The 21,510-nt window shown below is 73.9% G+C and carries 15 protein-coding genes and 1 riboswitch; of the genes, 9 read left to right on the top strand and 6 right to left on the bottom strand.

From position 1 onward, the window contains the following. Positions 1–104: 104 nt before the first annotated feature. Entirely contained in the window at positions 105–1,895 is a 1,791-nt protein-coding gene (locus Q0994_RS04675) for an acyl-CoA dehydrogenase (RefSeq protein WP_299529376.1), read from the top strand. A gap of 70 nt (positions 1,896–1,965) precedes the next feature. Here Q0994_RS04675 and Q0994_RS04670 read toward each other — a convergent pair whose 3' ends face one another. Then, positions 1,966–2,640 (bottom strand): hypothetical protein, encoded by a 675-nt coding sequence (locus tag Q0994_RS04670; RefSeq protein WP_299529374.1) that lies wholly within the window; start codon positions 2,638–2,640, stop codon positions 1,966–1,968. Between the two features lie 294 nt (positions 2,641–2,934). Here Q0994_RS04670 and cbiE point away from each other — a divergent pair, with 294 nt between their 5' ends. Both cbiE and cobM read left to right on the top strand, forming a co-directional pair. Next, positions 2,935–4,233 (top strand): precorrin-6y C5,15-methyltransferase (decarboxylating) subunit CbiE, encoded by a 1,299-nt coding sequence (cbiE, locus tag Q0994_RS04665; RefSeq protein ID WP_299529372.1) that lies wholly within the window; start codon positions 2,935–2,937, stop codon positions 4,231–4,233. Beyond that, the gene (gene cobM, locus Q0994_RS04660; RefSeq protein WP_299529370.1) at positions 4,230–4,979 is read left to right on the top strand and encodes a precorrin-4 C(11)-methyltransferase; all 750 of its coding nucleotides are present in this window, start codon (positions 4,230–4,232) and stop codon (positions 4,977–4,979) included. Before cbiE ends, cobM begins: the two co-directional genes overlap by 4 nt. 34 nt (positions 4,980–5,013) lie before the next feature. Here cobM and Q0994_RS04655 read toward each other — a convergent pair whose 3' ends face one another. Further along, positions 5,014–6,144, bottom strand: coding sequence for a cobalt-precorrin-5B (C(1))-methyltransferase (locus Q0994_RS04655; RefSeq protein WP_299529368.1), 1,131 nt, complete (start codon positions 6,142–6,144; stop codon positions 5,014–5,016). Positions 6,145–6,159: 15 nt separating this feature from the next. On the opposite strand from Q0994_RS04655, the gene Q0994_RS04650 reads away from it, so the two are divergent. Next, entirely contained in the window at positions 6,160–6,951 is a 792-nt protein-coding gene (locus Q0994_RS04650) for a cobalt-precorrin-6A reductase (protein WP_299529366.1), read from the top strand. A 28-nt stretch (positions 6,952–6,979) separates the two neighbouring features. On the opposite strand, the gene Q0994_RS04645 is transcribed toward Q0994_RS04650, so the two are convergent. From Q0994_RS04645 to Q0994_RS04635, 3 genes are all read right to left on the bottom strand, one after another. Beyond that, positions 6,980–8,527 (bottom strand): precorrin-2 C(20)-methyltransferase, encoded by a 1,548-nt coding sequence (locus Q0994_RS04645; RefSeq protein ID WP_299529364.1) that lies wholly within the window; start codon positions 8,525–8,527, stop codon positions 6,980–6,982. Next, positions 8,524–9,150 carry a precorrin-8X methylmutase gene (locus tag Q0994_RS04640; RefSeq protein WP_299529362.1) on the bottom strand — a complete coding sequence of 209 codons (627 nt, stop codon included), beginning with the start codon at positions 9,148–9,150 and terminating at the stop codon, positions 8,524–8,526. The genes Q0994_RS04645 and Q0994_RS04640 overlap by 4 nt, the downstream gene beginning before the upstream one ends. Before the next feature lie 126 nt (positions 9,151–9,276). Continuing rightward, positions 9,277–10,800: a cobalamin biosynthesis protein CobG gene (locus Q0994_RS04635; protein WP_299529360.1), complete on the bottom strand. Its 1,524-nt coding sequence runs from the start codon at positions 10,798–10,800 to the stop codon at positions 9,277–9,279. A 402-nt stretch (positions 10,801–11,202) separates the two neighbouring features. Continuing rightward, a riboswitch (cobalamin riboswitch) is annotated at positions 11,203–11,281 on the top strand. A 92-nt stretch (positions 11,282–11,373) separates the two neighbouring features. Between Q0994_RS04635 and cobN the strand changes: the two genes are divergently transcribed. The 5 genes from cobN to Q0994_RS04610 all read left to right on the top strand — a co-directional run bounded on the left by cobN (position 11,374) and on the right by Q0994_RS04610 (position 19,818). Next, complete coding sequence (gene cobN / locus Q0994_RS04630; RefSeq protein WP_299529358.1) at positions 11,374–14,979, top strand: cobaltochelatase subunit CobN; 3,606 nt, start codon at positions 11,374–11,376, stop codon at positions 14,977–14,979. A gap of 465 nt (positions 14,980–15,444) precedes the next feature. Further along, positions 15,445–16,557 carry a DUF3592 domain-containing protein gene (locus Q0994_RS04625; protein ID WP_299529356.1) on the top strand — a complete coding sequence of 371 codons (1,113 nt, stop codon included), beginning with the start codon at positions 15,445–15,447 and terminating at the stop codon, positions 16,555–16,557. A gap of 550 nt (positions 16,558–17,107) precedes the next feature. Then, positions 17,108–17,473, top strand: a complete 366-nt coding sequence (locus Q0994_RS04620) for a hypothetical protein (protein WP_299529354.1) — start codon at positions 17,108–17,110, stop codon at positions 17,471–17,473. 420 nt (positions 17,474–17,893) lie between these two features. Continuing rightward, positions 17,894–18,625 (top strand): alpha/beta fold hydrolase, encoded by a 732-nt coding sequence (locus tag Q0994_RS04615; RefSeq protein ID WP_299529352.1) that lies wholly within the window; start codon positions 17,894–17,896, stop codon positions 18,623–18,625. Positions 18,626–18,804: 179 nt separating this feature from the next. Beyond that, positions 18,805–19,818: an alpha/beta hydrolase gene (locus Q0994_RS04610; protein ID WP_363325531.1), complete on the top strand. Its 1,014-nt coding sequence runs from the start codon at positions 18,805–18,807 to the stop codon at positions 19,816–19,818. 309 nt (positions 19,819–20,127) lie between these two features. Here the strand turns inward: Q0994_RS04610 and Q0994_RS04605 are convergent, their stop codons facing one another. Then, a complete protein-coding gene (locus Q0994_RS04605; RefSeq protein ID WP_299529350.1) occupies positions 20,128–21,480 on the bottom strand; it encodes a hypothetical protein in 1,353 nt (450 codons plus the stop codon). Positions 21,481–21,510 lie beyond the last annotated feature (30 nt).

Raw genomic sequence — 21,510 nt, 5'->3', positions numbered from 1 at the left:
CGGACGAGGGGGTGGTGGCATACGGGTACGAACCGCTGTTCAGGCTCCGCAATCGTGTTGATCATCACTCCGTCGGCACTGATCGATCACGTTAGCTTGCGTAGGTGACTGACAATCAGATGGCAGATGCGCCCGACACGGCGGCCGAGCTCTCGGATGTTCTCTTCGCCGGCCGGCTGGGGACGACCCACGCACGGTGGCGGCGGCTCTTCGGGTCCGCTCCGTTCCGGTTCCAGGAAGGGCTCAGCCACCCGGAGCGCGTCGAGCTCAGTTACCGCCGGCTCCGGCTGGTCGACAGGACGGCCCGCGAAGCCTCCTCGGGTCCGCAGGCGTTCGCGGACGACCCCGTCGAGCTCACGGCCTTCCACGAGTGGGCGGGCGTGGTGGACCCCGGCATGGCGACCATCGCCAGCATCCACTACAACCTCTTCTTCGGAAGTCTGGTGGACCACGATCCGGCCGAGCGCGATCTGAGCGAGTACACGGACGCGGAGCGCATCGGGACCTTTCTCTGTACCGAGGTCGCCCATGGCAATGACGCGGCGCACATGGAGACCACCGCCACCTTCGACCGCGCGACGGGAACGTTCGTGCTGAACACCCCGGCCCCCGCCGCCGCGAAGTTCATGCCCAACACCAGTCCGGCCGGAGGGGCGAAGGGAGCGGTCGTCGCGGCGCGCCTGATCATCGACGGGGCGGACCACGGGGTCTTCCTGTTCCTGACCCCGCTGAGCGACGGCACCGGCAGCGCCCTGCCGGGCGTCGAGGTGCGGCCGCTTCCCCAGACGGCCAGCAGCCCCGTCGACCACTGCGCCACGTCCTTCCACGAGGTCCGCCTCCCCTTCGGCGCCCTCCTCCAGGGCGACCACGGGCGGCTCACCCCCGACGGCGTGTTCACCAGCGCGCTCGGAAGCCCCCGTCGGCGGTTCCTGCGGTCCATCGGGCGGGTCACCATGGGCAAGCTGTGCATGACCGCCCACAGCCTGGGCGTGATGCGCCATGCCGTCGACGTCGCCGTCCGGTACGCCCACACCCGCGTCACCTCGGGCATGACGAACGGGCAGCGGGTGCCGCTGATCGCCCACCGCGGCCACCACGCACCTCTGCTCGACGCCGTGGCGACCGCGTACGCCGCCACGCTGTTCCAGCGGTCGGTCGTCCGGCAGTGGGCGACGACGCCCGAGGAGGACCGCCCGGCGTACGAGCGTCTGACGGCGATCAGCAAGGCGTGGATCACCTGGCGGGCCCGTGCGGTCATGACCGAGTGCCGTGAGCGGTGCGGTGCCCAGGGCCTGATCATGGCCAACGGCATCGCCCTGCAACTCGCCTCCATCGAGGGGACGATCACCGCCGAGGGCGACAACAAGGTCATCACGGAGAAGGCCGGGGGCGAGATGCTGCTCGGTGGCGTGGAGCTGAAACCGGAGAGCGAGACCGCGGCCGAGGACCGTGAACTGGCCGACCCGGAATACCTCCAGGACCTGCTGGCCGACATCGAGCGGATAGCGCACACACGGGCGAAGGAACGTCTCCGCAGACGCGCGGCCTCCCCGCTGGCCCGGTGGAACGCGACGGTCACACCGGCCGTCGCGCTCGTCGACGCGCACGCCCACCGGCTCGCCGGCGAGGCCTTGATGACCGCTGCCGGCCAGGTCCCCTCACCGCTCTCCCGCGACCTGCTGCGGGGGCTGCACGCGCTGTTCGTCCTGCGCCAGATCGCCGCGCACAGCGGGGATCTCCTGGCCCGCGGCCGGATGACGGCCTCCCAGGTGGAAGAGATCCCCGACGCCGTCGAGGCCGTCCTCACCTTCCTGGCGCCGCACGCGCTGACGCTCACCCGCGCCTTCGCGGTCCCCGAGGAACTGCTGGCCACGCACCCCATGCTCGCCTCCTGACCGGGCCCGGAGCCGTCGGCCCGGCCCGCCTCCCGGCCGCCGTGCGGGCCGGCGGCCGGGAGGCGGTCAGTCAGGTGTAGAGCGCTCTGTGCATCGCGTACGCGAAGTCGTCCCCGGAACTCAGGGTGAGCGCGACCCGATCGCTGTAGGACAGATAGGCCGCCTGCTGCGCCTCGTTCAGATCGATTTCCAAGACCGGACCTGCCGGGGCCGCCCTTCTGAGCGGGGCCAGCAGGAGCGAAGGGACCGGGAATCGCATGACGTCCACGGTCCGCCGGAAATGGTGGACGGCGTTCTCGTCGTGTTCCGAGATTTCTTCGAGCGCCTGGGCCAGCGGCCCGCCCGGCCCGTCCGCCGTCTCGTCGAGCAGATCGCGGCATGCTTCGAGGCGGCGGATGTGTTCCGTCCCCACCTGCACGGCATGCAGACTGACCAGGCGGTTTCCGTCAGGACCGTACAGCTTGTAGCCCGCGCGGGCCGCGCCCCGGCAGACTCCGGCCGGATTGGACAGTTCCTGCCAGCACGCCAGAGGCGGCATTTTCTCCTGGATCTCGCCCCAGCTTTCGTATGCGCCGCGGACGATGTCCGCGGCGTGCGGAGCAAGGGTTTCCAGATGGTAGTAGTAGAGGGAGTGGAGTAGTCGTTCCTCCATTTCCAGAAATCGCGCCATGAACACGGACTCTTCGGGTACGAGAATGTAGATCGGGGAATTCCTTCGGTCATCGGGCACGCATGCGGCCATCATGCCGATTCCGTGCCGCCGGGACATGCGCCTTCTCTCTCCGCCCTTTCCGGATCGCCGTCCCGTGGACGGTGGGCGGAGCGGGCGGGACCTGCCGCGGCGATCGGCTCCCGGGCGCGGTCGGCGCCGACGGGAGACCGTCGGCGGCTCCGGCGCGATCATGATCGTGCACGCCGGACGTCCGTCCGGCACCGGGGTCGGGGCATGCACTGCCGGGGAGCCCGCCCCGCCGCCGCCGGGGGCGCGGACAGTAGAGTGCGGCAGCGACATCCCCCCCGAAACCCCGAGGTCCCGGCCGTGTCTCCCGCCCCGCCCCCGCCCCCCGCCCGCCGGCCCGCGCCCCCCGTGTCCGTGGTGGGCGTCGGCGCGGACGGCTGGGCCGGGCTGACGGAAGCAGCGCGCACCGTGCTGCGGTCCGCCGGGACGCTGATCGGCGGCCCCCGCCAGCTCGCGCTGCTGCCCCCGGAGTGCGCCGGGCAGCGGGTGGAATGGCCGTCGCCACTGCGGCCGGCCGTCGCCGGACTGCTCGCGGCGCACCGGGACCGCCACGTCGCGGTACTGGCCAGCGGCGACCCGATGTTCTACGGGATCGGGCGGGCGCTCACCGAGGAACTCGGCGCCGAGGCCCTCCGGGTGCTGCCCCACCCGTCGTCCGTCTCGTACGCCTGCGCGCGACTCGGCTGGCCCGTCGAGGACACCACGACGGTCACCCTGGTGGGCCGGCCCGCCGCCCGGCTCGCCGCCGAGCTGTACGACGGCCGGCGGCTGCTGGTGCTCAGCGCGGGCGCCGGTACCCCCGCCGAGGTCGCCGCGCTGCTGACCGACCGCGGCTTCGGCCCCAGCCGGCTCACCGTCCTCGACCGCCTCGGCGCGGCCGGGGAGGCCCGTACCGAGGGGATCGCCGAGCGCTGGGACGCCCCGCCCGGCGACCCGCTCAACGTGGTGGCGGTCGAGTGCCGCGCCGCCCCCGGCGCCCTGCGCACCGGACGGGTGCCCGGCCTGCCCGACGAGGCGTACGAGCACGACGGCCAGCTCACCAAGCGCCATGTGCGGGCCGCGACGCTCGCCGCGCTCGCCCCCGCACCCGGCGAACTGCTGTGGGACGTCGGCGGCGGCTCCGGCTCCATCGCCGTCGAGTGGATGCGGGCCGACCCGTCCTGCCGTGCGGTCACCGTCGAACGCGACCCCGGCCGCGCCGGACGCATCGCCCGCAACGCCGACCGGCTCGGCGTGCCCGGCCTCCGGGTCGTCACCGGCCGGGCGCCCGACGCCCTGGCCGGACTGCCGGCGCCCGACGCCGTCTTCGTCGGCGGCGGGCTGACCGTCCCCGGACTGCTGGACGCCTGCTGGGACGCGCTGCCGCCCGGCGGCCGGCTGGTCGCCAACACCGTGACCCTGGAGTCCGAGGCGCTGCTCACCGAGCGATACCGGCGCCACGGCGGTGAACTCGTCCGGCTCGCCGTCGCCCACGCGGTGCCCGTCGGCGGCTTCACCGGATGGCGGCAGGCCATGCCCGTCACCCAGTGGTCCGTACGCAAACCGATTCCCGCGGCCGGCCCCGCCGGACCGTCCCCCGACCACGAGGACCTGCCATGACCGTGTACTTCATCGGCGCCGGCCCCGGCGCGGCCGACCTGATCACGGTGCGCGGCGCCCGTCTCCTCGCCGCCAGCCCGGTCTGCCTCTACGCCGGCAGCCTGGTGCCGCGCGAACTCCTCGCCGCATGCCCGCCGGACGCACGGCTGGTGGACACCGCCCGGCTCGACATCGACGCCATCACCGCCGAACTGGTCGCCGCGCACGCGGCCGGCCACGACGTCGCCCGGCTGCACTCCGGCGACCCGTCCGTCTTCTCCGCCGTCAACGAGCAGATGAAGCGGCTCGACGACGCCGGGGTGCCCTACGAGGTGGTGCCGGGGGTGCCCGCGTTCGCCGCGGCCGCCGCCGCGCTGAAACGGGAACTGACCGTGCCGACCGTCGGCCAGACCGTCATCCTCACCCGGATCGCCCAGCAGGCCACCGCGATGCCCGAGGGCGAGGACCTGGCGACCCTCGGCCGCAGCGGCGCGCTGATCGTGCTGCACCTCGCCGCCCGCTACGTGGACCGGGTGGTGGACGAACTGCGCCCGCACTACGGGGGCGACTGCCCGGCGGCCGTCGTCGCCATGGCCTCCCGGCCCGAGGAGATCGTGCTGCGCTCCACCCTCGACTCGATCGCCGCGGAGGTGAAGGCGGCGGGCGTGGTCCGCACCGCCGTCATCATGGTCGGCCGGACCCTGGGGGCGGAGCAGTTCCGCGACAGCCACCTCTACTCCCCGGAGCGCGACCGGCACACCTGCTGACCGGCGCCGGCTCCGGTTCCGGTACGGAGCGCGGTCACCGCACCCCGCTGCGCCCCACCACCGTGCCCGCGCGGTCGACGCAGATCACGTCCACCGCCACCGGTGCACCCCGCAGCACGCCGAGCGCCTGGTCGCGGGCGGCGACCGCCACCAGGTCGCCGAGCGGCACACCGGCCGCCGCGCACGACTGGAGTGCGGCCAGGCCGGTGTTGGCGGTGGCGACCTCGGCGGCCAGCGCGTCGCCCGCTCCGCCGGCCCGCGCCAGACGGGCCAAGAACCCCTTGTCGACCTGCGAACGGGCCGAGTGCAGGTCCAGGTGGCCGGCCGCGAGCTTCGACAGCTTGGCGAAACCGCCGCAGACGGTGAGCCGGTCCACCGGATGACGGCGCACGTACTTCAGCACCGCCCCGGCGAAGTCCCCCATGTCGAGCAGGGCGATGTCCGGCAGTCCGTACTCCGCCGCCACGGTCTTCTCCGAGGTGGAGCCGGTGCAGCCGGCCACGTGGGTCAGCCCGGCGGCCCGCGCCACGTCCACCCCGCGCCGGATCGAGTCGATCCACGCCGAGCAGGAGTACGGCACGACGACGCCGGTGGTGCCGAGGATCGACAGCCCGCCGAGGATGCCGAGCCGCCCGTTCCACGTGGAACGGGCGATCTCCTCACCGTGGTCCACCGAGACGGTGATCTCCACGTCGCCGGTGGAACCGTGCTCCGCCATCACCCGCGCCACGTGCTCGCGCATCAACTGGCGGGGCACCGGATTGATGGCCGGCTCCCCGACCGCCAGCGGCAGCCCCGGCAGCGTGACCGTGCCGACGCCGGGGCCGGCCCGGAAGACCACGCCCGAACCCGCGGGAAGCAGCCGGACCGTGGAGCGCACCAGCGCCCCGTGGGTCACGTCCGGGTCGTCACCCGCGTCCTTGACCACCCCGGCGGTGGCGTACCCGTCCGCCAGTTCCTCCACGGCCAGCGCGAACGACGGCGTCCGGTCCTTCGGCAGGGTGATGGTGACGGGATCGGGGAACTCGCCGGTCAGCAGCGCGGTGTACGCGGCGGTGGTCGCCGCCGTCGCGCAGGCGCCCGTCGTCCAGCCCGGCCGCAGCCCGGTGTGTTTGAGTTGGGCCTCGCGGCCGCCGCGCGCCCCGCCGTTCACGTCACTGCTCATGGATGGACCTCTTCGATGGAGCCGGTACCCCCGCCGCAGCCGCGGCCCCCGCACGTTCTCGTCCTCGGCGGGACGACCGAGGCACGGCAGGTCGCCGAGGCGCTCGCGGAGCCCGGCGCGCCCGGTCGGACCGTACGCGTCACCAACTCGCTGGCCGGCCGGGTGGCGAGCCCGCGGCTGCCGCCCGGGGAGGTGCGTGTCGGCGGGTTCGGCGGCACGGAGGGGCTCGCCGACTGGCTGAGGATCCACCGGGTGGATGCCCTCATCGACGCCACCCATCCTTTCGCCGGGACGATCAGTTTCCACGCGGCCAGGGCCGCCGCCATGGTCCATGTTCCCCTGCTGGCACTCCGCCGGCCCGGCTGGGTGCCCGGCGAGGCCGACCGCTGGCACTCCGTCGGCTCCCTGGACGAGGCGGCCGCCCTGCTGCCCTCGCTGGGCGGCCGCGTCTTCCTGACGACCGGCCGGACAGGACTGGCCGCCTTCGCGCACCTGGACGGCCTCTGGTTCCTGACGCGCTCGGTCGACGCGCCCGGACCGCCGTGTCCCGCCCGGATGGAGGTGCTGCTGGACCGCGGCCCGTTCACGGTCGCCGGTGAGCGGGAACTGATCCGCCGACACCGCGTCGACGTCCTCGTCACCAAGGACAGCGGCGGTGCGGCGACCGCCCCGAAGCTCGCCGCCGCCCGCGAGGTGGGCATCCCGGTGGTGGTGGTCCGGCGGCCACCGGTGCCCGAGGGGGTGCCGGTGGCCGGTACGCCCCGGGAGGCGCTGGACTGGCTGCGGGAGCGGTTCCCCGCCAACTGACCCGGCCCGTTCACCCGACGGGACCGCCCTACGCGGGCTGCTCGGGCTCCGGGTAACGGCGGGGGGTCCACACGATCCGGCGCCCGTCGCCGCGCTCCACCCAGCGGGTCTGGGACGAGCCGACGATCAGCAGCGTCCGCATGTCCACCTCCGCCGGATCGAGATCGGCCAGCCGGACCGTCCGCACGCTCTCCGCGGGACCGCCGACGTCCCGCCCCAGCACCACGGGGGTGTCCGGCGAGCGGTGCTCCAGCAGCAGGTCGCGGGCCTTGCCGACCTGCCAGTTCCGGCTCCTGGACCCAGGGTTGTACAGGGCCAGCACCAGGTCCGCCGACGCGGCGGCGCGCAGCCGCGTCGCGATGACCTCCCACGGCTTGAGCCGGTCGGAGAGCGAGAGGGTCGCGTAGTCGTGGCCGAGCGGGGCGCCCGCGCGGGCCGCCGCCGCGTTGGCCGCGGTCACCCCCGGCAGCACCCGCACCGGGACGTCGGCGTACGCGTCCTGCGACGCCGCCTCCAGCACCGCGGTCGCCATGGCGAAGACGCCCGGATCGCCGCCGGAGACCACCGCGACGCGGCGTCCGCGGCGGGCCAGGTCGAGGGCGAACTCGGCGCGCTCGGCCTCCACCTTGTTGTCCGAGCCGTGCCGTGTCTGTCCCGGCCGCACCGGCACCCGGTCCAGATAGGTGGTGTAGCCGACGACGTCGTCGGCGGCGGCCAGCGCCCCGCGCGTCTCCGGCGTCAGCCACAGCGGTCCGGCCGGGCCAGTGCCGACGACGACGACCTCGCCGGACTCCGGGGTCCGCTCGGGGCGCGGCGCGTCGATCCGGCTGGGCAGCACCGCCACCGCGAAGTACGGCACCGAGTCCGCCTCGACACCGGCCAGGTCGCCGGTCCGCTCGCCCGCCATGGTGGCCCGTTCGACGTACCGTGCCTCGGGCAGCCGGCCCGACGCCTCGAACGCGCGGCGCACCGCCGGGAAGGTACGGCCGAGCTTCATCACCACGGCCGAGTCCGTCGACGCCAGACGGGCCGTCAGCTCCTCCTCGGGGAGCGTGCCGGGCAGGATCGTCAGGATCTCCTCGCCCTCCACGAGCGGGGTCCCGAGCCGCGCGGCGGCGGCGCTGACCGAGGTGACCCCGGGGATCACCTCGGTGACGTACCGGTCCGCGAGCCGCTTGTGCATGTGCATGTACGAGCCGTAGAACATCGGGTCGCCCTCGGCGAGGACGGCCACGGTCCGGCCGGCGTCGAGGTGGGCGGCGAGACGGTCCGCGGCCTCGGCGTAGAACTCCTCCAGCGCGCCCCGGTAGCCGCCGGGGTGGTCGGTGGTCTCCGTCGTGACGGGGTAGACCAGCGGCTCCTCGATGTGGTCGGCGCGCAGGTGCGCGGCGGCGATCGACCGGGCGATCGACCGTCCGTGCCGCGCGCTGTGGTACGCCACGACGTCGGCCTCGGCGAGGGCGCGCACCGCCCGTACGGTCATCAGCTCCGGGTCGCCGGGGCCGAGTCCGACTCCGTAGAGGCGTCCGGGGGTGGTCGCGCCGGTGCCGTCGGGGGTGGTCACGGGGCTGGTCACTCTTCCTCGCTGGCGATGGCGTTGAGGGCCGCGGCGGCGATGGCGCTGCCGCCGCGCCGGCCGCGCACCACCAGGTGTTCCAGGCCGGACGGGTGGGCGGCCAGGGCCTCCTTGGACTCGGCGGCGCCGACGAAGCCCACCGGGACGCCGATGACGGCGGCCGGACGCGGCGCGCCCTCCTCGATCATCTCCAGCAGCCGGAACAGCGCGGTCGGCGCATTGCCGACGGCGACCACGGCGCCTTCGAGCCGGTCCCGCCACAGCTCCAGCGCGGCCGCCGAGCGGGTGGTGCCGAGCTCCTTCGCCAGACCGGGCACGGCCGGGTCGGAGAGGGTGCAGACCACCTCGTTGCCGGCGGGCAGCCGCTTGCGGGTGACGCCGCTGGCCACCATCGCCACGTCGCACAGAATCGGCGCCCCGGCGCGCAGCGCGGCGCGGGCGTCCGCGACGGCGCGAGGAGAGAAAGCGATGTCGCGTACGAGGTCGACCATGCCGCAGGCGTGGATCATCCGGACGGCGACCTGGCTCACGTCGGCGGGCAGCCCGGCCAGATCCGCCTCCGCGCGGATGGTGGCGAAGGACTGGCGGTAGATCGCCGGTCCGTCCTTCTCGTACTGATGCACAGTGCTGTCGCTTTCTTCGTCGGGCCGGCCGGTCGTCTTCGGCGGCCGGCCGGGGGCGGTTCCGGTCGTGGTCCGGGACCGGGGCGTGGCGGTGCGCGCGCCGTGCGGCACGGGCTGCGCGGTGGGTCAGGTCGTGGCGGAGCGGGCCGCAGCGACGGCGGCGGCGAGCGCCGCCGGATCGTGCGGGACGACGACCGGCGCGTCCCGCTGCCCGTCGCGCACGCGGGTGATCCGGTAGCCGTCCGGGCCCGCGACCACGTCGGTCCACTCGCCGTGCGGGTGGCCGCAGCGCCGCTCGCACCCCGACCAGTAGACAGGGAGCCGTCCGACGGGTCCGACAGCGGCCCCCGCGTCGGCCCGGACGTCGGCGTGCGCCTTTGCGCAGCCCGGCCGACCCACGCAGGCCCCGACCCCGGCCCACGGCGAGTCGGGCGCGGTGACCAGGCCGGCGCCGGCGAGGCGGCGCAGGGCGTGCGCGGTCCGGTCGGCGGGGTCCGGCGGGAGGCCGGACGGGGCGTCGGGGAGGCCGGACGGCCGCGGGGGTGAGTCGGACGGCGCGTCGGGGAGGCCGGACGGTGCCGGGGGGTGGGCGGGGTGCGCCTCGGGGAGGGGGAGGACGACGCCGCGCCAGGGGGTGAGGCGCAGTTCGCCGTCGCAGAGCTCGGTGAGGGTGCGCCACTGGCCGGCCGTCAGGCGGCCCATCGGCACGCCGACGTGCAGCGCGGTCCGTCCGCCGGGACCGGTCACGGCGCCGGGCCCGGGGACGTGCGCGGTGCCCGGTGCGGGGCGCGTCACGGTCGGCGCGGTGACCCCGGTCCGCCGGGCGACCTCGGCCGGCAGCGCGTCGCGGGCCCTCTCGGACAGGTCCGCCACCCGCCAGGCGCCGGAGTCCCCGGCGGCGTCGAGGAACGCGAGGGCGGCGGTGAGCGCGGCGGCGGGGGCGTCCGCGAAGGGGACGGGGACGGCCTGGTCGTGGCCCGCGATCCGCAGCAGCGCCCCGTCCGGGCCGGTGGCGATCAGCGTGACGTCCGCGCCGAGCCCGTCGACGTCGCCCCGGCCGTCGTCGAGGGCGAAGAGGAAGCGGCCGGAGAGCGCGGTGGCGGCGTCGCTCCCGCAGATCAGGGCGTCGAGGGCGGTGAGCCAGGGGCGCACGTCGGCCACCCCGCGGGAGGCGGCGGTGGTGCGCGGGTCGGTGGCGCTGATCCTGTGTGCCCCGGCGGCGTACGGGCCGGTGGCATGGGGCCTGGTGGCGCTGCCCCTCTGTGCCCCCGCGGCGTGCGGGCCGTCGAGGCCGGACAGGGGGGAGGCGACGATGTTGCGTACCCGCTCGTGGCGTTCGGACGGCAGCAGCCCCGCCGCGCCGAGCAGCGCGGCCAGTTCGGTCCCGCTGTCGTCGGCGAGACCGCGGAGCTGGACGTTGCCCCGCGAGGTGAGATGCAGCTCACCGTCCCCGAGCCGCTCGGCGGCCTCCCGCAGCCGGTGCGCCTGAGCGGTGGTCAGTACGCCGCCGGGTATCCGGATCCGGGCCAGCGCCCCGTCGTCCGCCCGGTGCAGCCGCAGCGTTCCGGGGCAGGCGTCGCCGCCGCTCCGGGCACAGGCGGCGCCCGGTGCAGGGGACGAATCGGCGGTGGGGGACATGGCCGCGAGCATACCGACCCGGCCCCGTCCGCCACCCCCCGCGCGCCTGTGAGCTGCGCCGCGAGGGTGGAACGCGGGCGGGGCGGCGGAGCTTGGCGGCGCGGGGCGGCGGAGCTTGAGGGAGCGCGGGCGTGCCGGGTGCTGTGTGGGGTGCGGAGGCGGGACGGGACGGGGGGAGGTCGCACGGGGCGGGGTGGTGGCGGGACGCGGTGCGAGTGCGGGGTGCGGGGCGGGAGCCGGGTGTGGGGTGCGGGCGGTGCGGGTGCGGGTGCGGGGCGCGGGGCGCCGTTCCGCATCAACCGCCCCGTACCCCTCCTCCGGCCCACCGGTACCCGGCCTCTCCCACGCCACGACCCGGCCGCTTAGGATGCTCGCGGCGGCCCGTTCAGGCCGCCGCGCCATATGGCGACAGGGGAGGAAGCCGGTGCGAATCCGGCGCGGTCCCGCCACTGTGAGCCCGGTCCGCACGTGCGGCCGGGCGAGTCAGGAACTCCCTTCCCCCAGCTCCCGGCTTCGCGCGGAGCAGGGGAGAACCACTCCGACACCGCCCGGGGCGTGGACACCCCGAGGAAGGGCTGACTCAGCATGATCCTGCTCCTGTCGACCTCCGACACCGACCTGCTGAGCGCCCGTGCCTGCGAGGGCCCGGTCGCCTACCGCTACGCCAACCCCTCGCGCCTCGAGCCCGACGCGCTGCCCGCACTGCTGGACGGGGCCGACCTCGTCGTCGTACGCCTCCTCGGCGGGGTCCGCGCCTGGCAGGAAGGGCTCGACGAGGTGCTGGCGACCGGCCGCCCGGTCGTCGTGCTCACCGGCGAGCAGGCGCCCGACGCGCAACTCATGGCCGCCTCCACCGTTCCGATCGGCATCGCCGCCGAGGCGCACGCCTACCTCGCGCACGGCGGTCCGGGGAACCTGGAGCAGTTGGCCCGCTTCCTCTCCGACACCGTGCTGCTGACCGGCCACGGCTTCGACCCGCCCACCCCGGCCCCCGCCTGGGGCCCGTTGGAGCGGACCGCACGCGAACTCCCCGACTCCGCACCGACCGTGGCGGTCCTCTACTACCGCGCCCACCACATGAGCGGGAACACCGCGTTCGTCGACGCGCTCTGCTCCGCCGTCGAGGACGCCGGGGCCCACGCGCTGCCTTTGTACGTCGCCTCGCTGCGTACCCCCGAGCCCGAACTCATCGACGCCCTCCGCGCCGCCGACGCCATCGTGACCACCGTCCTCGCGGCCGGCGGCACCAGGCCGGCCGAGGCGTCGGCCGGCGGCGACGACGAGTCGTGGGACGCGGGCGCCCTCACCGGCCTCGACGTACCGATTCTGCAGGCGCTCTGCCTCACCAGCCCGCGCAGCGCCTGGGAGGAGAACGACGAGGGCGTCTCCCCGCTCGACGCCGCCACCCAGATCGCGGTGCCGGAGTTCGACGGCCGCCTGATCACCGTCCCGTTCTCCTTCAAGGAGATCGACGAGGACGGACTGCCCGCGTACGTCCCCGACGCCGAGCGCGCAGCCCGGGTCGCCGGGATCGCCGTCCGGCACGCCCGGCTGCGCCATGTCCCGAACGCCGAGAAGCGGATCACCCTGGTCCTGTCCGCGTACCCGACCAAGCACTCCAGCATCGGCAACGCCGTCGGCCTCGACACCCCCGCCAGCGCCGTCGCGCTGCTGCGCCGACTGCGCGCCGAGGGCTACGACTTCGGGCCCGAGGAGGAGATCCCCGGCCTCGTCTCGGGCGACGGCGACGAGCTGATCTACGCGCTCATCGAGGCGGGCGGCCACGACCAGGAGTGGCTGACCGAGGAGCAACTCGCCCGCAACCCGGTCCGGATCCCGGCCGCCGACTACCGCCGCTGGTACGCCACACTGCCCGCCGACCTCCGCGAGGCGGTCGAGGAGCACTGGGGGCCCGCGCCCGGCGAGATGTTCGTGGACCGGTCCGCCAATCCGGAGGGCGACATCGTGCTCGCCGCCCTGCGCCGCGGCAACCTGCTGATCCTCATCCAGCCGCCGCGCGGCTTCGGCGAGAACCCGATCGCGATCTACCACGACCCCGATCTGCCGCCCTCCCACCACTACCTCGCCGCCTACCGCTGGATCGCGGCGTCCGCCGAGGACAACGGCTTCGGCGCGGACGCGATGATCCACCTCGGCAAGCACGGCAACCTGGAGTGGCTGCCCGGCAAGAACGCCGGACTCTCCGCCTCGTGCGGCCCGGACGCGGCCCTCGGCGACCTACCGCTGGTCTACCCGTTCCTCGTCAACGACCCGGGCGAGGGCACCCAGGCCAAGCGCCGGGTGCACGCGACGCTCGTCGACCACCTGGTGCCGCCGATGGCGCGCGCCGACAGCTACGGCGACATCGCCCGGCTTGAGCAACTCCTGGACGAACACGCCCAGATCGCCGCGATGGACCCGGCGAAGCTGCCCGCGATCCGCGCCCAGATCTGGACCCTGATCCAGGCCGCGAAGCTCGACCACGACCTGGGGCTGGAAGACCGCCCGGAGGACGAGGGCTTCGACGAGTTCATCATGCATCTCGACGGCTGGCTCTGTGAGATCAAGGACGTCCAGATCCGCGACGGGCTGCACGTCCTCGGCGGCGCCCCGGCCGGCAAGGATCGGGTCAACCTGGTCCTCGCCGTGCTGCGCGCCCGCCAGATCTGGGGCGGCACCGCCTCGCTGCCCGGCCTGCGCGAGGCGCTCGGCCTGGACGAGTCGGCGGCCACCCGCACCGCCGCCGACGAGATCGAGGAGCAGGCCCGCGCCCTGGTCCAGGCGATGGAGGACGCCGGCTGGGACCGGGAGGCCGTGGCGGCCGTCGCCGCCGGCCACCCGGAGGCGGTCGCCGACATCCTCACCTTCGCCGCCGACGAGGTGGTGCCCCGGCTGGCCGCCACCACCGACGAACTCACCCACTCCGTCCACGCGTTGAACGGCGGCTTCGTGCCCGCCGGACCGTCCGGCTCTCCGCTGCGCGGCCTGGTCAACGTGCTGCCGACCGGCCGCAACTTCTACTCCGTCGACCCGAAGGCCGTCCCCTCCAAGCTCGCCTGGGAGACCGGACAGGCCCTCGCCGACTCGCTGCTGGAGCGCTACCGCGCCGACAACGGCGACTGGCCCACCTCCGTCGGCCTCTCGCTGTGGGGCACCAGCGCCATGCGCACGGCCGGAGACGACATCGCCGAGGCGTTCGCGCTGCTCGGCATCCGCCCCGTCTGGGACGACGCCTCCCGCCGCGTCACCGGCCTGGAGGCCATCCCGTACGAGGAACTGGGGCGCCCCCGCATCGACGTCACGCTGCGGATCTCCGGCTTCTTCCGGGACGCCTTCCCGCACACCGTCGGCCTGCTGGACGACGCCGTGCGCCTGGCCGCCTCGCTGGACGAGCCCGCCGAGCGGAACCACGTACGCGCCCACACCCAGGCCGACCTGGCGGAACACGGCGACGAACGCCGGGCCACCACCCGGATCTTCGGCTCGCGCCCCGGCACGTACGGCGCCGGACTGCTCCAGCTCATCGACTCCCGCGACTGGCGCACCGACGCCGACCTCGCCGAGGTCTACACGGTCTGGGGCGGCTACGCCTACGGCCGTGAACTCGACGGCCGCCCCGCCCGCGAGGAGATGGAGAGCGCCTACAAGCGCATCGCGGTCGCCGCGAAGAACACCGACACCCGCGAGCACGACATCGCGGACTCGGACGACTACTTCCAGTACCACGGCGGCATGGTGGCCACCGTCCGCGCGCTGAAGGGCACCGCCCCCGAGGCGTACATCGGGGACTCCACCCGTCCCGAGACGGTCCGCACCCGCACCCTGGTCGAGGAGACCTCCCGCGTCTTCCGCGCCCGCGTGGTCAACCCGAAGTGGATCGAGGCGATGCGGCGCCACGGCTACAAGGGCGCGTTCGAACTCGCCGCCACGGTCGACTACCTCTTCGGGTACGACGCCACCACCGGCGTCGTCGCCGACTGGATGTACGACAAGCTGACACAGACGTACGTCCTCGACCCCGAAAACCGGGCGTTCCTGCAGCAGGCCAACCCCTGGGCGCTGCACGGCATCGCGGAGCGACTGCTGGAGGCGGAGTCGCGCGGCATGTGGGAGAAGCCGGACCCGGCCGTCCTGGAGGCGCTGCGGCAGGTCTTCCTGGAAACCGAGGGCGATCTGGAGGGCGAGGACTGACGAGAGGGCGAGGACTGACGGGAGGGGAGCGGGACGGGACGGGGGCGGAGGGGACGGCACGGGACGGGAGCGGGACCTCTCGGTCCTTACCGGGGCCTCTCGCGTCTGACGGGGCTGCCGGGTCGGTCGAGGCTGCCGCTTCTGCCGGGGCCTCTTGGGGCGTTGTGGTGTGGCCTGGGGCCGGGTTCGCCGGGCCTCCGCCGCGAGGGACGGGATGCGACGGGCCTGTGGGCTCATCGCCTTCACCGACCCCTCGGGGGCCAACCGCCTCCTGGGGTTCAACGGCTCCTGGGGTTCAACGGCTCCTTGGGTTTCATCGGCCCCTGGGGTTCATCGGCTCCTGGGGTTCAACGGTTCCTTGGGTTTCATCGGCCCCTGGGGTTCAACCGCTCCTGGGGTCCAACCGCCCCCAGGGTTCGGCCCGATGCCTTCCTGGGGCCACCCCGGGGCGGCACAATCGCGGGCATGACGATCGTGGGGGACGCACGGGGAACGTCGGCGGGCCGGAACTGGTGGGTGGCGGTCAGGGGGTTCCTGACGAGCGTCCTGGTGGGCGGCGCCCTCGCGTGCGGGGTCGTTGCGGTGATCCTGGAGAGCGTCCCGCTGTTCTGCGTGGCCCTCGGCACGCTGGCGGTGATCGTCGCGGTGGTGGCCGTCGTGGCGAGCCTCCAGCGGGGTGTCGCGCCCGCCACAACCGCACGGACGGTGCTCGCGCGGATCGAGAGCCGACGCGCCACCGACGGTGAGTTCGCGGACGTGCCCGTGGAGTTCGACCTCACCGTCGCTCCCGACGACGCGCGGGCCTACCGGGTGAAGGCCACCGCCCGGATCAACCTGGTGGACCTGCCGGCGTACCCGGAGGGCCGGATCGTCGTCGCCCGCTACCGGCCCGAGGAACCGTGGGACGTCGAGATCGACCTGCGGCCGTCCGAGGAGTGGGCGGCAAAGGCCGCCACGGCGCGGATCGACCCGGCCCTCGTCCACACCCTGGTGCGGAACCCGGAGTCGAACGCGCAGTGGTGTCTGCTCGTCGTACTGGGGCTGCTGGCCGGGGCGGCGGCCGTAGTCCTCTACTTCTGGGGCGAGTTGACCGAGGACGACACCGTCCACGGCTCCCCCGCCGCGACGGGCGCGGCGGTGCCGGGGAGCAGTTCCACCACGACCACCACCACCTCTTCCGTCACCGCCTCCGCCTCCTCGGCCTCCACCCTCCGCACGGGGGAGATGCGCCGTCTCGCGGACACTCTGGTCACGGGCATGCGCACCGAATTCGGCACCCGCATCACCATCGAGGAGCGAGTGATGTCCGCCGTGGGGCAGCCGACCGGCACCGCGTCCGAGCCGGGCGACCCGTTCCCCATGAGCCTGCGCGCCCTCCCGTACGAACTCCTCCCCGGCCTGGTGGACGAGGCCCGACACGGGCTCGGCATCGACGCCCCCGACTCCTGGCGCATCGACATCACGCCCACGGACGACGGCCCTGCCCCGGTGATCAGGGTGACCGTCTCCGAGGGGGACAGGAGCGCCTACCTGCTGGCCGACGCCGTGGGTCGCATCACCTCCCGCCACCCACGCTGACGGCTCAGGGAGGAGCGCGCCCGCCGTGGGGCTGTCACGGGGGGCGGGCGGGGTGGGGCCGCCGGGTGAGGCTGTGAGCGTTGGCCGAGAGCTGGGAGGGCGAGTGGGTCAACTACTGGGCAGGAGGCAGGAGGCAGGGGGACTGAGGGCGGGGGCAGTGGAGAGGGGAGGGGCGGCCGCTGAGCACGCGGGACCGGGGCCGCCATCGTGGCTCGGTGGGTGGCCCACGTATCGCGTCGCTGGGGCCTGGCCCGACGTCCCGAAGCCACGAACTTCGGCCCCCCACACTGACCGACTGCCGTGCCGAGGACCGAACGTGCGGGAGCACGACTCCGAGCCGACGTGACCGGAGCCGTCGGCATGACGGCCGCGACGACCGGGGCCGACGGAACGACGGAACCCGCGCCGGTGGCCTCGTGCGAGCAGGATGGGGCGGGCCCACGCTGGAAGGGAGAGGGAGCATGCCCGTCGTCGCGCCAGGGGCACTTGCGCGCCGCCGACGAGAAACCTGACGGGCGGCTCCACGACCGAGTGGGCAGGAGCCAGAACCATGACGGCGACGACGCGCGACGACACACCGGTCGCGTTCCGCAACGGGGACGCGGAATTGCGGATGCGGGACGCCGGAGGGGAGATGAGCGTCTCCTTCGTACGCTTCCCCAAGGGCACCGACATGAGCCCGGCCCTCCAGGGCCTTCCGGGCGACCTGTGCCCGAGCCCGCACTGGGGCTACATGCTCAAGGGCCGGATCAAACTCATGACGAAGGACGGCGACCAGACGTACGGCGCCGGCGAGGCGTTCTACTGGGCGCCGGGGCACGCGCCGGTGGCGTTGGAGGACTGCGAGTACGTCGACTTCACCCCGACCGAGGAGTTCACGCGGGTGGTCGCCCATGTGAAGGAGAAGACGGGCTGAGCGCGGCGGAGTGCGGAGCGCCTCCGGGGGCGGGGCAGCCGAGCCGGAGTTGTGCACCGGGTCCGGGTGCTGCGCGGCGCGGTGGTGGCGGAGGCGTGGGCGACGACGGTACGGCGACCGCAGGACTGGGTGGCTGCGGGTGACGGCGGGGGACGGCGACCACGAGGCCGGGAGGGTGAGGGACGGTGGTGGTGGTGGTGGACGGCGGTGCGGCGGGACCAGGTGGGTGCGGGGCGAGATGGGTGCGCGGAACCGACGCCAGCCGCACGGGCGGGCGCATGAGTCCGGGATGCGGTGCGAAGGTCAACACCGTTGCCCCGTAATGCGCTTGATCCGAGGCAGGGGGGCGACCCTAGGGTACGTAGCGTGGGGCGAACACAGCCCGTACCGACCACGACGGCACTGCCGCAGGGGGAAAGCGTGACGGATTTCGTGCTCGTACCGGGGAGTTTCACCGGGGCCTGGATCTGGCGGGAGGTGGCCGACCGGCTCACGCAGGCGGGTGCTACGGCGCACCCGGTGACGCTGACCGGCATGGGGCCGGGAGCCGCCGTCGACGTTAAGCCCGTGGCGGAGGCCCCGGAGGACACCGTCCTGCCGGCTTCCGCGCCCACGGCATCCGTCCATACGGGTGGGGACCACGACGGCGAAGTCGCTGCCGGCGGAGTCGCATCCGGCGGAGTCGCGGAGCGGAACGCCGAGGGGGGCCGGGCGCCCCACCACCGAGTCCCCACCAGCCAGGTACCCACCGACCGAGTGCCTGCCAACCCGGTTCCCGTCGGCGGGGCATCTGCCGACCCGGTTTCCGTCGACTCGTCGCCGATCGACCTGGAGACACACATCGCCGAGGTGGTGGCGCTGATCGACCGGCTGGACGCGAAAGACCTGGTGCTGGTCGGGCACGACTACGGGATCCTGCCGGTTCTCGCCGCCGCGACGCGCCGCCCGGACCGCATCTCGCGGGTCGTCAACGTGGACACCGCACCGCCCCAGGACGGCGTGCCGGCCATCGCCGTCGAACCGGATCCGACCATCCGCGAACTTGCCCTCTCCACAGCCACGTCCGGCGGCGCGGTCGGCCCTCCCGCCGCGGAGGCCTGGCAGGTCCGAGGCAGCGTGCCGGAGTGCCCGAAGCGTCGCGGGAGCGACTGATCGCGGACGCCGTACCGCAACCCGTCGCCACCCTCCTCCAGCCTCTGCGACTGGCACCGGACGTGGCTTCGCTACTGGACGAGGCTTCGGTACCGGACGGGGCTCCGGTACCGGACGACGGAGTCATCTCCTCCGGCGCGTCCGAACCTTCCTGCGGGTCCGGAGCGGACGACGGCGTCGTGCCTACCGATGGCGTTGCTCCGTCCATCGGGTCCGTGCCGGCCGGTGGATCCACCGTTCCTCTCACCGGGATCCTGTGCACCGCCAACGGGTCCACGATCGAACTCGTCGAGAACCTGCTGGCCATGGGCGAGCCGCTCTTCCAGTCCTTCACCGATCCTCGCGTCACCTTCTTCGAACTCCCCACCGGTCACTGGCCGATGCTCTCGATGCCCGAGGAGCTGGCAACCGTCTTGCTGCGTGCTGCGGCCGGGGAGGGCCACCGCATCGAGGCACGTCGCCCTCCGCATCTGAACCCCTTCCTCTTCGAGGTGTCGGAACGGGAACGGGAACGGTCGGGTGCCGTCGACTTCTACCTGCCCGACGCTTCGGAGCCCCGTCCGGCCGTCGTCTTCGTACACGGCGGACCGGTGCCGCCGAACGCGCGTCCGACCCCGCGCGACTGGCCGGTTTTCACGGGCTACGGGCGCCATGTCGCCGCACTGGGAGCGGTCGGCGTCACGGTGGACCATCGACTCCACGCCCTCACCGACTACCCCCGCGCAGCCCAGGACCTGGTCGACGCCGTCGAGCACGTCCGTTCGCATCCGCAGGTGGACGGGGACCGGATCGCCCTGTGGTTCTTCTCCGGCGGCGGTCTCCTCTCGGCCCCCTGGCTCGTGGAACCCCCGACGTGGCTGCGCTGCGTGGCGGGCAGCTACCCGGTGCTGGCCCCCTTCCCCAACTGGGACGGGATCGACCCGGGCTTCCGCCCCGTGGAAGCGGTACGCGGAGCCGGACGCCTCCCCATCGTGCTGATCAGACCCGAGCTGGACTATCCCGAAAGCCTGGCCGCCATCGATGAGTTCCTCGCCTCCGCCTCGGCCGCCGGCGTCCATCCCGAGGTCATCGACGTTCCCGGCGCCCGTCACGCCTTCGAGACCATCGATCACACCGACCCCGCCCGCGAGGCGGTACGCCGAGGGGTGGGCAAGGTCCTGGGGCATGTGGAAGCCGGCCACGAGGTGGGATGAAGGCGCCGCCCGCCGCCTTTCCCGCCTCGGTCTCCGCCCCGGCGCCAGCTCTGGCTCTGGCTCTGGCTCTGGTTCTGGGGGTGGAGACGAGGGCTCGGCGGCGGATCACTCAGGGGCGGTGGCCGGTCCCAGTCCCGGTCGTGTGGCACCGGGCGGACCGCCGCCCCGCTCCGTTCCGGTCCCGAATTTCCCGGGGGCCGAGCCGATGACCGAAGCCGGTCCGGTGGCCCGGTGGCCCGTGCGGTGCCTCTGCGAGCCTAAGACCGGTACCGGTCTTAGGCCCCGGTCGCGGTCGGCCGTGGTCCCGGGTCAGCCGGTTATCCCCGCCGACTCCGCAGCGGAGGGCCGTCGCCGAGACCGCCACGGCGTCCCCGTCACCGCGAGCGCCACGCCGCCTGTGCCCAGCAACCCGGCGGCAGCGGCGATGAGCGGGCCGGCGCCCACACCGCTCTCGGCCAGCTCGGGCTGCGTACCGCCGCCCGACACGGAGGCACCCGCCGCCGTACCCCCGCCGGTGCTTCCGGCGGAGCCGCCCCCGGAGGCCGTGGCGCCGGACGTCGCGCCCTCGGACCCCGAACCTCCCTCCCCGGCCGAGGCGTTGCCTCCCGAGGTCCCTCCCGTGCCGGACGCGTTGACCACGATCGCCGCCGTGTTGTTGCCGGGCACCGGGTCGAAGGGCAGGGTGCCCGAACGATGCTCGCCCCGGACGAACCCGACCTTCCCCGTGGCGTTCGGAACGACCGTGTCGATGTGCAACTCGAAGGCGCGCGAGAGCGTGGTGTTCTCGTCGACGTAGTCGTACGGCGTCGTACACCGGTATGCCTCGGCGTCCTTCTCCGCCACCGTCTTCCCGCCGGAACCGATCGGGGTGCAGAAGTCGGGTGCGCCGGTGACTGTGGTGCCCGCGGGTATGCCGACGTCGAAGACGCCGATGGGTGATCCGGCGTCGTTGTCGACCCAGGCCGGCCCCTTGTTGGTGAACGTCACTTCCGCGCTGACGGTCTCCCCCTTCTCCGCCTTGATCTTGGCGCCGGTGAGGGAGAAGTCGGCGGTGTTCTCCGCCGTGACGTGGGTGAAGGGCAGCGAGTCGAGGAACTCGACCCCGGCGGGCGGGTTGTTCTGCGCCACCAGCCGCAGTTGTCTGCCGGAGCCGTTCGGCGAACCGTTGGGAAACACGGGCGAGTCCGCGTCGACGTGCAGGGTGTACCAGTCGTAGAGAGCACGCGGCTGGAGCTTCATGACGATCGGTTCCTCGGGCCCGTAGACGACCCCCGGCTCGAGGACCTGCTCGATCGAACAAGACGCCGTCACCTGGGCCGGACCCTCGTCCTGCGCCGGCACGTCCTCGTGCACACAGTTGGAGTACTTCTCCACGAACGCGAGCCCCTGCGAGCCGCCGATGTACAGGGTCGTGCGATCGGCCGGACCGTCCCCGCTGTTCCTCACCAGCAGTTTCAACGGCACGTCGTCCCCCGGCTTCACACCGGAGACGGGCACGGGCTTGGCAAGCTGCAGGTGGGAGGAGGCTTGCAGCCCGGTGGCCGGGGCGGACCCCCGCCCGTCCTGCTCGCCGTCCGCGACGGCCGGTCCTGCGGCCGTCCAGGTCAATGCGGCGACTCCGGCGAGCAGTCCCAGGCCTCGTGTTCTTCGTGCGGATCGCATGGCCCCTCCGAGGGGATGGGCACGAGGTGC

The organism is uncultured Streptomyces sp. (assembly GCF_947488945.1).
In the GTDB taxonomy this organism is placed as follows: Bacteria; Actinomycetota; Actinomycetes; order Streptomycetales; family Streptomycetaceae; genus Streptomyces.
This window is presented reverse-complemented; position numbering and strand designations above follow the sequence as displayed.